Annotated in this window: 10 protein-coding genes and 2 pseudogenes; 10 read left to right on the top strand and 2 right to left on the bottom strand. The window is 73.9% G+C overall.

Translation table 11 applies throughout. The annotated features are described in order from the left end of the window. The first annotated feature begins 125 nt into the window (after positions 1–125). From AB0O36_RS03330 to AB0O36_RS03320, 3 genes and pseudogenes are all read left to right on the top strand, one after another. Positions 126–773 (top strand): annotated as a pseudogene (locus AB0O36_RS03330) (HemK2/MTQ2 family protein methyltransferase). Next, positions 757–978 carry a CDGSH iron-sulfur domain-containing protein gene (locus tag AB0O36_RS03325; RefSeq protein WP_365103363.1) on the top strand — a complete coding sequence of 74 codons (222 nt, stop codon included), beginning with the start codon at positions 757–759 and terminating at the stop codon, positions 976–978. Before AB0O36_RS03330 ends, AB0O36_RS03325 begins: the two are co-directional and overlap by 17 nt. Next, the gene (locus tag AB0O36_RS03320; RefSeq protein WP_365103360.1) at positions 975–2042 is read left to right on the top strand and encodes an iron-containing redox enzyme family protein; all 1068 of its coding nucleotides are present in this window, start codon (positions 975–977) and stop codon (positions 2040–2042) included. Before AB0O36_RS03325 ends, AB0O36_RS03320 begins: the two co-directional genes overlap by 4 nt. 373 nt (positions 2043–2415) lie before the next feature. Here the strand turns inward: AB0O36_RS03320 and AB0O36_RS03315 are convergent, their stop codons facing one another. After that, complete coding sequence (locus AB0O36_RS03315; RefSeq protein ID WP_365103357.1) at positions 2416–4545, bottom strand: SpoIIE family protein phosphatase; 2130 nt, start codon at positions 4543–4545, stop codon at positions 2416–2418. Between the two features lie 278 nt (positions 4546–4823). Here AB0O36_RS03315 and AB0O36_RS03310 point away from each other — a divergent pair, with 278 nt between their 5' ends. The 7 genes and pseudogenes from AB0O36_RS03310 (at position 4824) to AB0O36_RS03280 (ending at position 10261) form a co-directional block, all read left to right on the top strand. Continuing rightward, the gene (locus AB0O36_RS03310) at positions 4824–5528 is read left to right on the top strand and encodes a M24 family metallopeptidase (RefSeq protein ID WP_365103354.1); all 705 of its coding nucleotides are present in this window, start codon (positions 4824–4826) and stop codon (positions 5526–5528) included. Between the two features lie 97 nt (positions 5529–5625). Next, positions 5626–6042 (top strand): YciI family protein, encoded by a 417-nt coding sequence (locus AB0O36_RS03305; RefSeq protein WP_365103351.1) that lies wholly within the window; start codon positions 5626–5628, stop codon positions 6040–6042. 83 nt (positions 6043–6125) lie between these two features. After that, on the top strand, positions 6126–7271 hold the full coding sequence (locus tag AB0O36_RS03300) for a DUF6596 domain-containing protein (protein WP_365103951.1): 1146 nt from the start codon (positions 6126–6128) through the stop codon (positions 7269–7271). 123 nt (positions 7272–7394) lie between these two features. After that, complete coding sequence (locus AB0O36_RS03295; protein ID WP_365103348.1) at positions 7395–8561, top strand: esterase-like activity of phytase family protein; 1167 nt, start codon at positions 7395–7397, stop codon at positions 8559–8561. A 231-nt stretch (positions 8562–8792) separates the two neighbouring features. Further along, positions 8793–9329, top strand: a pseudogene (locus AB0O36_RS03290) (GTP-binding protein); the annotation flags it as partial. 95 nt (positions 9330–9424) lie between these two features. After that, positions 9425–9661 (top strand): 30S ribosomal protein S18, encoded by a 237-nt coding sequence (rpsR, locus tag AB0O36_RS03285; RefSeq protein ID WP_365103346.1) that lies wholly within the window; start codon positions 9425–9427, stop codon positions 9659–9661. Positions 9662–9781: 120 nt separating this feature from the next. After that, positions 9782–10261 (top strand): hypothetical protein, encoded by a 480-nt coding sequence (locus tag AB0O36_RS03280; protein ID WP_365103343.1) that lies wholly within the window; start codon positions 9782–9784, stop codon positions 10259–10261. A gap of 120 nt (positions 10262–10381) precedes the next feature. On the opposite strand, the gene AB0O36_RS03275 is transcribed toward AB0O36_RS03280, so the two are convergent. Further along, entirely contained in the window at positions 10382–12928 is a 2547-nt protein-coding gene (locus tag AB0O36_RS03275) for a sensor histidine kinase KdpD (protein WP_365103340.1), read from the bottom strand. Positions 12929–12942: the final 14 nt, after the last annotated feature.

Raw genomic sequence — 12942 nt, 5'->3', positions numbered from 1 at the left:
GGAACAGCTGAAGGGCAAGGCCAAGGAAACCATGGGCAAGGCCAAGGACCGGGCCCTCGGCATCGACGACTCCCTGCGCGGCCGGTAGCGGCAGCGGACCGGCCCGCCGAGCCGAGTCGACACACATGACCAGCCTCACCCTGCTGCCGGGCGTCTACCGTCCCGCAGCCGACACCGGACTCCTCGCCGACGCCCTCGCCGAGGAGGAGATCGAGCCCGGCTGCGCCGTCCTGGAGGTCGGAACCGGTTCCGGCTTCCTGGCCCTGCTGGCCGCGCGCCGGGGCGCGGCGGTCACCGCCGTGGACGTCTCCCGGCAAGCGGTGCTCACGGCCCGGCTGAACGCCCGGCGCAGCCGGCTCCCCCTGCACGTCGAACGGGCCGACGCCGCCACCTGCGCTCAAGGGCGCCGCTTCGACCTCGTGATCAGCAACCCGCCCTACGTCCCCGCTCCATGCGTGCGCGGCGCGGGCGATGCGGTGGCGTGGGACGCCGGTCCGGACGGCCGCGCCGTCATCGACCAGTTGTGCCGGCGTGCCGCCGGCTGGCTGGAGTCGGGCGGCGTCCTGCTGGTCGTGCACTCCGCGCTGTGCGGTGCCGCGACGACGGTGCCCGCCTAAAGGAGCAGGGCCTGGCGGCCCGCATCGTGCGGCGCGCCGACATCCCCTGGGGGCCGGTCCTGACGGGCGAGGAGGGCCTGGCTGCACCGGCAGGGCCTGGTCCCCGAGTCCGCAACCAGGGAGAAGCTGGTGGTGATCCGTGCAGAGCGCCCCTGATCCCCGACGGGCCGGACATCCGTCCGTCCGCCGCGTACTGATCGACCCCCGGGGCCCGGTCCTGGTGGAAGGGCCGGTCGAGGTCGTCACCCCCGACGGTACGACGGTCCGCAGCGACCGCTTCATGGTCGCCCTGTGCACCTGTCGCCGTAGCCGCACCTACCCGTGGTGCGACACCAGCCACCGGCGCAAGGAGCGCCGATGAGCGCCGTCCCCACGACCGCCCTCCCCACGACCGCCCTCCCACCGTGGCGGGCGGAGCCCCGCGGCCCGTTGAGCACCGCCGTCGGCAACGCCCTGCTCACCGGCGGCACCATCGGCAACCACGCCGCGGGTCCCGACGGCACCGACGCCGGCGGCCGCGGAGCGACCGGCCCCGTGGCGGAGGCCGACCCCTGGGGAGAGGACCTCCACCTGGCCCTCTACCTCCTGTACGAACTCCACTACCGCGGCCTGCCGGACGTACCCGACGCCCTGGAGTGGGACCCGGACCTGCTGCGTTTCCGCGCCCGACTCGAACAGTGCTTCCTGGCGGAGCTCGCACGGGCCCTGCCCGGCGACCGCACCGTCGCCGAGGCGTTCGCACCGCTGCTCCGCGAGCCCGCCGACACGTCCGGCAGCGTCAGCGCCCACCTCGCCGAGCAGGCCGACCTGGAACTCGTGCGCGAGTACGCCGTCCTGCGTTCCCTCTACCAGCTCAAGGAGGCCGACCCCCACGCCTGGGCCCTCCCGCGGCTGACCGGCAGGCCCAAGGCCGCCCTCGCCGCGATCGAGTACGACGAGTTCGGCGCCGGCCGCCCCGACGCCGTACACGCCCGGCTGTTCGCCGAGCTCATGGCCGAGCTCGGCCTGGACCCGGCCTACGGCCACTACCTGGGCCGCGCCCCGGCCGCCGCCCTCGCCACCGTCAACCTGATGTCCCTCTTCGGACTCCACCGGGCATGGCGCGGCGCACTCGCCGGCCATTTCGCCTGTGTGGAGACCACCTCGTCGCCCGGTGCCCGGCGCATGGTCGAGGCGCTCACCGCCTGCCGGGCCGGACCGGCCGCGATCCGTTTCTACGCCGAGCACGTCACCGCCGACGCCGTCCACGAACAGGTCGCACGGCGCGAGGTGATAGGCGGCCTGCTGGAGCAGGAGCCCGGGCTGGAGGGCCAGGTGGCCTTCGGCTGCGACGCCACGGTGCTCGTGGAGCAGCGGCTCGCCGAGCACGTCCTGAACGCCTGGCGGCACGGCCGCAGCGCACTGCGCCGCCGCCCGTCGGCGTGACGGGGCGTCGGGGAGTCGGGGAGTCGGAGGCTGACCCGCGTCGCACGGCCGGGTGCCGCCGGTGGACGCTCGGTCGAGCGGCCACCGGCGATCGGTCCGGTGGACGAGCCGGGTTGCCCCGTGGTCCGGTGGCCCGGCGGACGGACCGGGCGTACGGCGGCCCGCCGGTCAGGGATCGCCGGGCATCGGACCGGAGCCGACCCGTGCGGTGGCCGTGCTCATCAGCCGTGACCCCCTCAATGTTCCAGAGGCGGCCGGCCCGGCGCTTCGTACGATCCGATGAAAGGGACCCCCTGATTTTCCGACCTCTTTGGTGGCGGGAGACCCGGATCTGACCGGATCGCGCGCGTCCGCCACCGCCCCGGGGTGCCGCTCAGTGCGGGTCCGCCCCGGAGGCGGGCGGGTGGGGCGGGACATGGGCGATGACATCGGCGATGACGAGGGCGACGTCGTCGGCCGCGTCCGGGTGCCGCAGCGCGGCCAGCAGCCGGTCGCAGGTCGCCTCCGGAGGGAGGCCGGGATCGGCGAGGAGGCTGAGGAGCTGGTCGAGGCGGTCGTCCAGCGCGTGGTCGCGGGTCTCGACGAGGCCGTCGGTGTACAGGACCAGCCGGTCGCCGGGCACCAGGTTCAGGACGGCGGTCTCGAAATCGGGGCCCCCGAGGCCGCCCGTGCCCAGCGGCACGCCCACGGGAAGGTCGACCAGTTCGGGGGCCCGCCCCGCCCGGACGGCGACGGGCGGCGGGTGGCCGGCGAGGGCGACGCGGCAGCGGGAGAGGTGCGGGTCCCAGGTGGCGTAGACACAGGTCGCGATGGTCTGGTCCAGCTCGGCGGTGATGTGGTCGAGGTGGCGCAGGACCCGGGCCGGGTCGAGGCCGAGGTCCGCGAGGGTGCGGGTGGCCGTGCGCAGCTGTCCCATGGTGGCGGCGGCGTGGACGCCGTGCCCCATGACGTCACCGACGACGAGGGCGGTCCTGCCCCCGGGCTGGGGGATCGCGTCGAACCAGTCGCCGCCGATCCCGCTCGCGGCCGCCGCCGGCTGGTAGCGGTAGGCGATCCGGAGGCCGGTGGCCCGCGGCGGGGGGTGCGGGAGGAGGTGGCGCTGAAGGGCCAGGGCGGTGCCGGCGGCGTGGTGGTACCAGCGGGCGTTGTCGATGGCGATGGCGGCGCGGGTGGCCAGTTCGCCGGCCAGGGTGACGTCGTCGTCGTCGAAGGGGCGCGGATTGCGGGTGCGCAGGAGGCCGAGGGCGCCGAGGACCTGACCGCGGGCGATGAGCGGTACGGCCAGGTAGGAGTGCACGCCTTCCCGGGCGAGGAGGTCCGCGGCGGCTCCGTCGCGCGCGATCTGCGCCAGTTCCGTGCCGGTGACGTGCGAGACCCGCACGGGATGGCCGGTGCTCACGCAGCGGGTGACCAGGCGCTCGGCCGAATACGTGGTGCGCTTGCCCACCGGGTCCGCGGCGCCCAGGGCGGCCGTCTCGTACGAGGCCGACAACGCCAGGGCCATGAAGAGCGCCTGCCCCGTGCCGAGGCCGGGCGCCTCGGCCTCGCTGCCTTCCAGCACGGAGTCGAGGACGTCGACCGAGGCGATGTCGGCCAGGTCGGCCACGACCAGGTCGGCGAGCTCGCGTGCGGTGCGCTCCAGGTCCAGCGTCGTTCCCACGGTCACCGACGCCCGGACCAGGAGGTCCAGGCGCCTGCGGGCTTCGGCGGCCTCCCTGGCCGCGCGGTAGCTGTCGGTGACGTCCACCACCACCAGGGCGATGCCGATCACCCGGCCGCGCGGGTCCTCCAGCCGGTAGTACGAGCCCGACCAGGCGTGCTCCCGGTGGGGATCGGCGGGGGTGTGCCCGATGTCGTACTGGTCCAGCAGCGGTGTGCCGGTGTCGAGCACCTGGCGCATGGACGCCTCGATCACGTCCGTGTCGAGGAACGGCAGCGCCTCGTGGGGCGTGCGGCCCAGGTGCTGCTCGGCGGGCAGGCCGTTGATCCGCTCCAGCGTCGGGTTGACCATGACGTAGTGCAGGTCGGTGTCCAGTACCGCCAGCCCCAGCGGAGACTGCGCCACCAGCGGCACCGACAGCGCCAGATCCCGCTCCACGCCCCGCAGCACGGCCTCGTCGCAGGCGATCCCCAGGGCGTACACGCCGCCGTGCTCGTCCTGCAGCCGTATGTTGCGGAACTCCGCCAGCCTCGTGGAACCGTCCTTGTGACGTACGGGGAACACCCCGGCCCAGGCGCCGCCCCCCTCCATGACCTTGGCGAACAGGTCGAGGACCAGGCCGACGTACTCGTCGGCGACCAGCAGTTCCGCCGCGGGCCGGCCCAGTGCTTCGTCGGCCGACCAGCCGAACAGGTCCTCCGCCTGGGGGCTCCACAGTGCGATCCGCCCCTCGGCGTCCAGGACCACCGCGGCCACGCTCAGCACGTCCAGCAGACCGCCCGGCTCGGCGGGAACCACTCTCGCCGGGCCGGAATCGGCCCGGAACGCCTCGGACGCGACCACGACCGGACCTCCTTCGCCCACTGCGGCGGGCCCGGAGCCGACGGGCCGGGGTCAGCACCCGCGCGTCGGCCCCCTCACATCCTCATCTTCCTCCCGCCCACCGGAATCCGGGATTCGGGTGAGAGCGATATATCGCCCACACGGGAATCCATGACCCATTTCGGCAACGGGTCATGCAGGTGCACGTTGATTTGGCCGGTGGCCCTGGCAGATGCTTGATCAAGAACGTAGGAGCGGCTCCGCAGCGTGACCCGGCAAGAGGGAAGAGGGGCAGGACCATGGGCGTACCCACCCGCATGGACGAGCAGCTGCGCGTCCGGGGACTCGTCGAGGCGCAGGCCAAGGCCGAACGCCTCTTCGCCGAGGTCGAGGCCCGCGGCCTGGTGTCACCCGGAGCGGGAGAGCGGGAGGTCAGCGACCGGATCCGGGACCTCGCGAACGAGATGTTCGGGACGACGAAGCACTGGCACAAGCGGATCGTCCGCTCGGGCCCGCACACGCTGTTCCCGTACAAGGAGAACCCGCCGGACCGCACCATCGGCGAGGACGACATCGCCTTCGCGGACTTCGGCCCGATCTTCGAGGAATACGAGGCCGACTTCGGCCGGACCTTCGTCTTCGGCGAGGACCCGGCCAAGCACCGCCTGCGCGACGACCTCGAAAAGGTCTTCGCCGCCGGCCGTCACGCCTTCCACGCCGACCTGCGGATCACCGGACGGCAGCTGTACGCGGAGGTCGAACGGCTCGCCGCCGAGGCGGGCTGGAGCCTGGGCGGGTGGCACGCGGGCCATCTCGTGGGGGAGTTCCCCCACGAGACCGTCGACGGAGCGAGGTTCGAGTCCTACGTCGTCCCGGACAACGACACGCCGCTGCGCCGGACCGACCGCGCGGGCCGCCCCTGCCACTGGATCCTCGAAATCCACCTCGTGGACCAGGAGCGCGGCTTCGGCGGCTTCCACGAGCAGCTCCTCGACCTGGCCTGAAAAAGATTCCGGCGGCGATGTCGAGAAACCGTTTCGGGCTCCGTCCCCGGGGTGAGTGCGACCAGAATGGGCCGCACCGGCACCGAGGAGAAACACGATGGCCAAGTACCTGCTGCTCAAGCACTACCGCGGCGCCCCGGCTGCGGTGAACGACGTGCCCATGGACCGGTGGACGCCGGAGGAGATCTCGGCGCACGTGCAGTACATGAACGACTTCGCGGCCCGGCTGGAGAAGACGGGCGAGTTCGTCGACGGCCAGGCGCTCGCCCCCGACGGCATGTGGGTCCGCTACGACGGCGAGGGGCGCCCGCCGGTGACGGACGGCCCGTTCGCCGAGACCAAGGACCTCATCGCCGGCTGGATGGTGATCGACGTCGACACCCGCGAGCGCGCCGTCGAGCTGGCCGGGGAGCTGTCGGCCGCCCCCGGGGCCGGCGGGAAGCCGATCCACGAGTGGCTGGAGGTGCGCCCGTTCCTGGCCGCGCCGCCCACCACCGCGGACTGCCACGGCTGACCGCAGCCGCGACCGCCGAGTGACCACTTGTCACCACTGGTGACCAGTGGTGACCGCCGCATGACGACGGAGTGACCGCATCGATGGACGAGGTCCTGCTGAGGAGCCTCACGCCGGCCGTGCTCACCGTCCTCGTCCGCCGCGGAGCCGATTTCGCGGCGGCCGAGGACGCGGTGCAGGAGGCGCTGATCGAGGCGGTCCGCACCTGGCCGGCCGAGCTTCCGAGGGACCCCAAGGGCTGGCTGGTCACCGTGGCCTGGCGCCGCTTCCTCGACGCTACGCGCGCGGACGCGGCCCGCCGCAGACGGGAGGACCGGGCCGAGGAGGAACCGGCCCCCGGGCCGGCGCCCGCGGTGGACGACACGCTCCGGCTCTACTTCCTGTGCGCCCACCCTTCGCTGACGCCCTCGTCGGCGGTCGCGCTCACCCTGCGCGCCGTCGGCGGCCTCACCACCCGTCAGATCGCCCGGGCCTACCTCGTGCCCGAGTCCACCATGGCGCAGCGCATCAGCCGGGCCAAGCGCACCGTCTCCGGCGTGCGGTTCGACCGGCCCGGCGACGTCGCCACCGTGCTGCGCGTCCTCTACCTGGTCTTCAACGAGGGCTACTCCGGCGACGTCGACCTCGCCGCCGAGGCCATCCGGCTGACCCGGCAGCTCGCGGACGTGATCGACCACCCCGAGGTGTCCGGGCTGCTCGCCCTCATGCTGCTCCACCACGCCCGGCGTGCCGCCCGGACCGCCGCCGACGGCAGCCTGGTGCCGCTGGCCGAGCAGGACCGCCGCCAATGGGACACCGCGCTGATCACCGAGGGCACCGGGATCCTGCAGGCGGCCCTCGCCCGCGACCGGCTGGGCGAGTTCCAGGCCCAGGCCGCCATCGCGGCACTCCACGCCGACGCGCCCACTGCCGGGGAGACCGACTGGGTGCAGATCGTCGAGTGGTACGACGAGCTCACGCGCCTGACCGACAGTCCGGTCGTCCGGCTCAACCGCGCGGTCGCCGTGGGGGAGGCGGACGGGCCGCGCGCCGGCCTGGCGGCGCTCGCCGAACTGGACGCCGCCCTGCCCCGCCGCACGGCGGTGGCGGCGTACCTCCACGAGCGCGACGGCGACCTGGTGACGGCGGCCCGGCTCTACGCCGAGGCCGCCCACGAGGCACCCAACCTCGCCGAGCGCGACCACCTGACCCGCCAGGCCGCCCGCCTCAACACCCGCCGAAGCCCCTGAAGCGCCGCGGCGCTTCAGTCACGGAACCCGTGATCGGCCCGCGGGCGGGAGGGTGAAGGCCGGGCGGCAAACACCCGGTTGGGTGACTGCGCCGCACGTCGCGGGCAGGCAAAGATCATTTCCATGCGAGCTTCCCTGACGCGCCGCGCGTGCGCCACAGCCCTCCTGCTCACCTCGATGCTGACTCCCGCCGTGGCCGCGGCCGCCCGACCCGGCGGCCCGGAAGCGCAGTCGGAGCGCGCGGTATCCGCGCGTCTGCTCGGCGAGAGGACCGTCCCGTACAAGCTCGACTTCCAGGGCACCACGGTCGGCGGCCTCTCCGGGGTGGACCGCAACCGCTGCACCGGCGAGTACGTGTTCATCAGCGACGACCGCTCCGCCCTGCAGCCCGCACGTTTCTACACGGCCAGGCTGGACGTGGACGCCGACGGCGTGCACGCGGTCGACTTCACGGGCACCCACCCGTTCCGTCAGGCGGACGGCTCGGTCTACCCGCCGCCGTCCCTCGGGGACGGCAAGGCCGTCGATCCGGAGGAGATCCGGGTCGACCCGCGCACCTGCCGCTACTGGTGGGCGCAGGAGGGCGACCGGCCCCGGGCGGCCGGCGCCCCCGTGATCCAGCCGTCGGTCCAGTTCGCCTCCCCGACCGGCGCCTACCTCGGGCAGCTGCGGCTGCCGCAGAACTACGAGGTCACCCTGGAGGAGCGCGGGCCGCGCCGGAACCAGGCGATCGAGGCGATCACCTTCGGCGCCCACGGCGCGCTGCTGACCAGCGCCGTCGAGGGCCCGCTGCTCCAGGACGGCCCGGTCCCCGACCTGGAGCACGGCGCGCTCGTCCGGGTCACCCAGCAGACCCGCACCGGCGGGGTGCTCCGGCAGTTCGCGTACCCGATCGAGAAGATCTTCGCCGAGTCCGACCCGAACAGTCCCTGGGGCCCGGACACCGGAGTCCCGTCCCTCCTCGCCTTCCCCGACGACCCCGACCGCTACCTCGTGCTCGAACGCACCTGGGTCGCCGGTGCGGGATACAGGATCCGGCTCTACGACGCCACCACGCGCGGGGCGACCGACGTACGGACGGTGGACTCCCTGGCCGGCCGGCCCGTCGTGCCGATGAGCAAGACGCTGGTCGCCGACTTCGACACGCTGGGCCTCTCCACCGTGGACAACACCGAAGGCATGACCTGGGGCCCGGACCTTCCGTCCGGCGAACGCTCCCTGATCCTGGTCAGCGACGACAACTTCGCCGAGGACGCGGTCACCCAGATCGTCGCCCTCGCCGTCCGCTGAAGCCCGGCGAGCGCCCGGCACCGCCGCGGCGGCACCGAGGCGCCGGTCAGCTCCGCGGGGCACCGGGCACCGGGGCGCCCGAGCCGGGCCGGGTGGTGCCGTGGCCGTGGCCCGTCCACCACCCGGCCCGGGATCCCGGGCCGCCTCCGCGATGTGTCCCGCTACCAGGAGGACTTGGTCACTCCCTGAAGGAATCCCGCGTGCGCCCGGCGCGTGCCCGCGGGTTCCGTCGAGCTCGCCCGGGCCGCGCTCGCCGGTTTCGACGTGGAGGCCGCCGCGGCCGCCCAGCACCCCGCGTGCGCGCTGCTGCCGCAGGAGGCGGACGAGGCCGGCGTCGCCACCCTCGTCTGGCGCCGCCGGCGGCCGTTCCATCCCGAACGCCTCTACCGGGCGCTGGAGGACCTGTGCTGCGCGGCAGCCCGCAGCCGCGGCCGGTTCTGGCTCGCCGACCGCCCCGACACCCTGCTCGCCTGGGACGCGGCCGGCGGAGCGCTGTGCGTGGAGAGCGCAGGACCGTGGCTGGCGTCGCTGCCCGACGCGGCCTGGGAGATGGTCCCGCCCGTACGCCGGGCGGCGGCCGCCCTCGACTGGCACCCCGACCACGGGGACTGCTGCCAGCACCTCGTCTTCACTTCACCCGGCCTCGACCGGGACGGCCTGGAGCGGCTCCTCGACTCCTGCCTCCTGACGGACGCGGAGTACCGGTCCGGGCCCGAAGCCTGGAAGGAGCTCCCCGCGGCCTTCGACACCCTCCTCGACGCCGCCTGACACCGGCTCGGTACCACCCGGCCTTCCGGCCGCGGCCCGTGAAGGCCGCAGCCTCCCGACGTTCCCTCGCACGGCCCGCCCAAGGAGACACCCCCATGGCCCGACGCCACGACCCCCGCAAACCCGTCAAGTCCCGCCCCGGCCCGCTGGACACCGCCGGGATCACGTACGTCGACTACAAGGACACCGACCTGCTGCGGAAGTTCGTCTCCGACCGGGGGAAGATCCGCAGCCGCCGGGTCACCCGGGTGACCGTGCGGCAGCAGCGCGCCCTCGCCACCGCCGTCAAGAACGCGCGCGAGATGGCGCTGCTGCCCTACGCCGGCCGCTGACCGGTGCCACCCGCGGACGAGGGGCCGGCCCGCCGCACCGATAGAGTGGCGGTGGTGTGCCGGGAAGCCTGGTCGGCGAAGAGCGGCTCACCATGGGCCGCGCGGGATGAGGGAGCGGCCGTGAGTGAGCGACAGATACGCGAGAACCCTGCCGGCAGGGGTCTGGGCCTGTGGTCGGCGGGGGTCCTGGCCGTCGTCACGAGCCTGCCCTGGGCCGCGAGTTCAGGACTGCCGGACCGGCTCGCGACGCACTGGAGCAGCAACTCCGGGCCCGACGAGGCGGTGCCCTTCTGGGCCGCGGCGTTCGTGCCGGGGCTGATCTGGACCGTGACCGTGCTGGTCGTCCTGCTGGTGCGGTGGCGCGGCGGAGCGGCCGCGAACGTGCGGCTGCGGGCGGGCACCACGGCCGCCCTGCTCGGCGGCGGTGTCTTCCTCGTCGGTGTGCAGGTGTGCGTGGTCCTGGCCAACCTGGGCCACGAGGACTGGCGCGAGGCCGATTCGCCGACGGCGTGGGCCGTGGCGGCCGGCCTGTCGGCCACGCTGGCCGGACTGGCCGGGTGGCAGGGCGTCATCCGCTCCACCCGCAGCCGGACGACATGACCCGGGGCACCTGCACGGTGCCCGGGTGAACGTCCGCGGGACGGCCCGTCCGGAGGGCCGCCCCGCAGGCGTTCGTACCCGCCGTATGCGTCGTACCGGCCGTGACGTCGGCTCCCGCCCTCAGCCGAGGGCCGAGGGCGGGAGCCGTGCCGCCACGGGCGGCCCGTCTCCCGCCCTGGGCAGGGTGAGGACCATGGTCAGACCGCCGCCGGGGGTGTCCTCCGCGGTGACGGTGCCGCCGACCGCCTCGGTGAAGCCGCGCGCCACGGCGAGACCGAGCCCGACGCCGGCGCCGCGCGGGGCGTCACCGTGGCGCTGGAAGGGCTCGAAGATGCGGTCCTTGGCCTCGTCCGGGACACCGGGGCCGCGGTCCACCACGCGCAGTTCCACACGGTCGCGCAGGGCGCTGGCGGTGACCAGGACCGGCCGGCCGGCGGGGCTGTACTTGACGGCGTTCTCGACGATGTTGGCGACGGCGCGTTCGAGCAGGCCCCGGTCCACGGCGACCATGGGGAGCGTCTCGGGTATGTCGAGTTCGACGCTGTCCTCCGGTACGCCGCCCAGCGCCATGGGCACGACCTCGTCGAGGTCGGTCTCGCGGACGAGGGGCACGACGGTGCCGGTGTTGAGCCGGGACATGTCCAGGAGGTTGCCGATGAGGTGGGCGAGCCGGTCGGCCCCCTGCTCGATGCCGACCAGCAGCTCCGCCCGGTCCTCCTCGGACCACTCCACGTCCTCCGAACGCAGGGAGGTCACGGATGCCTTGATCCCGGCCAGCGGCGTGCGCAGGTCATGGCTGACGGCGGCGAGCAGGGCCGTGCGGATGCGGTTCGCCTCGGCCAGCCTGCGCGCTTCCTCGGCCTCGCCGAGCAGCCGCTGGCGGTCGAGCGCCACGGCGGCCTGGGCGGCGAACGCCCCCAGCACGCGCCGGTCCTCCGCCGGCAGTACCCGCCCCGACAGGGCCAGGGCCATGTTCTCCCCGATCGGCATGTCGACGTCCGCGTCCTCCGGACGGTCGACCGGATGCCGCCCGACCGAGGCCGCGGCGGTCCACGGGGCCACGTCGTCGGCCCGTTCCAGCAGCGCCACCGAGTCCATGGCGAAGGTCTCGCGCAGCCGCTCCAGCAGGGCCGGGACGGAGTCCTCACCGCGCAGCACGCTGCCGGCGAGCACGGACAGGATCTCGGACTCGGCGCGCAGCCGCGCCGCCTGGTGGGTGCGGCGGGCGGCCAGGTCCACCACGGAGGCCACCGACACCGCGACCCCGACGAAGATCGCGATGGCGACGATGTTGCGGGGGTCGGAGACGGTGAGCCGGTGGAGGGGCGGGGTGAAGAAGTAGTTCAGCAGGAGCGAGCCGACGGCGGCCGAGCCGAGCGCGGGCAGTAGTCCCCCCAGCAGCGCGGCCGCCACGGTGCAAGTGAGGAACAGCAGCATGTCGTTGGCCAGCCCGAGATCGGGAAGGACCCCGCTGAGCAGCAGCGAGAGCACGACGGGGCCGGCGATCCCGGTGATCCAGCCCCGGATGATGCGGGAGCGGCCCAGCCGCGCCCCCGGGCGGGCGACCGGCAGACCGCGTCCCCTGGCGGCCTCGTCGTGGGTGACGATGTGCACGTCGAGGTCCGGACCGGACTCCCGGGCGACGGTGGCGCTGACGCCCGGCCCGAAGACGTACTGCCAGGAGCGGCGGCGGCTCACGCCGAGCACGATCTGGGTGGCGTTGACCCCTCGGGCGAACTCCAGCAGCGCGTCGGAGACGTCGTCGCCGATGACGTGGTGGAAGGTGCCGCCGAGGTCCTCGACCAGGGTGCGCTGGAGGGCGAGCTCCTTGGGCGACGCCGAGCCGAGGCCGTCACTGGCCGCGATGTAGACCGCGAGGACCTCGCCGCCGGCGCCCTTCTCCGCCAGGCGGGCCGCGCGGCGGATGAGCGTACGGCCCTCGGGGCCGCCCGTCAGGCCGACGACGATGCGTTCGCGGGCCTGCCAGGTGGCGCGGATGTCGTGCTCTCCGCGGTACTCGCGCAGGTACTCGTCGACCCGGTCCGCCGTCCACAGCAGCGCCAGCTCGCGCAGGGCGGTGAGGTTGCCGGGCCGGAAGTAGTTGGAGAGGGCCGCGTCGACCTTGTCGGGCTTGTAGACGTTGCCGTGGGCCATGCGGCGGCGCAGCGCCTGCGGGGACATGTCGACGAGCTCGATCTGGTCGGCCCGCCGCACCACCTCGTCCGGGACGGTTTCCTGCTGCCGGACCCCGGTTATCGTCTCGACTACGTCGCCGAGGGATTCCAGGTGCTGGATGTTGACCGTGGAGACCACGTCGATGCCGGCCCGGAGCAGTTCCTCGACGTCCTGCCACCGCTTGGTGTTGCGGGAGCCGGGGACGTTGGTGTGCGCGAGCTCGTCGACGAGGGCCACCGCCGGACGCCGCGCGAGGACCGCGTCGACGTCCATCTCGGTGAAGGTGCCGCCCCGGTACGCGATCTCGCGCCGTGCGACCGTCTCCAGGCCGTGGAGCATGACCTCGGTGCGGGGCCGGCGGTGGTGCTCGACGAAGCCGACGACGCAGTCGGTGCCCCGTTCGATCCGGCGGTGGGCCTCGGCGAGCATGGCGTACGTCTTGCCGACGCCCGGTGCCGCACCGAGGTAGATGCGGAGCTTTCCGCGTCCCATGATCGTGACTCTTC

This window comes from Streptomyces sp. NPDC089799 (genome assembly GCF_040684755.1).
Lineage (GTDB): Bacteria > Actinomycetota > Actinomycetes > Streptomycetales > Streptomycetaceae > Streptomyces.
The sequence above is the reverse complement of the archived record's forward strand: the minus strand, read 5'-3'. Positions and strand labels throughout refer to the sequence as shown.

Coding starts and splice junctions, on each gene's coding strand:
- AB0O36_RS03320 (WP_365103360.1), top strand. CDS start 975: ATGAGCGCCGTCCCCACGACCGCCCTCCCCACGACCGCCCTCCCACCG.
- AB0O36_RS03310 (WP_365103354.1), top strand. CDS start 4,824: ATGGGCGTACCCACCCGCATGGACGAGCAGCTGCGCGTCCGGGGACTC.
- AB0O36_RS03305 (WP_365103351.1), top strand. CDS start 5,626: ATGGCCAAGTACCTGCTGCTCAAGCACTACCGCGGCGCCCCGGCTGCG.
- AB0O36_RS03300 (WP_365103951.1), top strand. CDS start 6,126: ATGGACGAGGTCCTGCTGAGGAGCCTCACGCCGGCCGTGCTCACCGTC.
- AB0O36_RS03295 (WP_365103348.1), top strand. CDS start 7,395: ATGCGAGCTTCCCTGACGCGCCGCGCGTGCGCCACAGCCCTCCTGCTC.
- rpsR (WP_365103346.1), top strand. CDS start 9,425: ATGGCCCGACGCCACGACCCCCGCAAACCCGTCAAGTCCCGCCCCGGC.
- AB0O36_RS03275 (WP_365103340.1), bottom strand. CDS start 12,928: ATGGGACGCGGAAAGCTCCGCATCTACCTCGGTGCGGCACCGGGCGTC.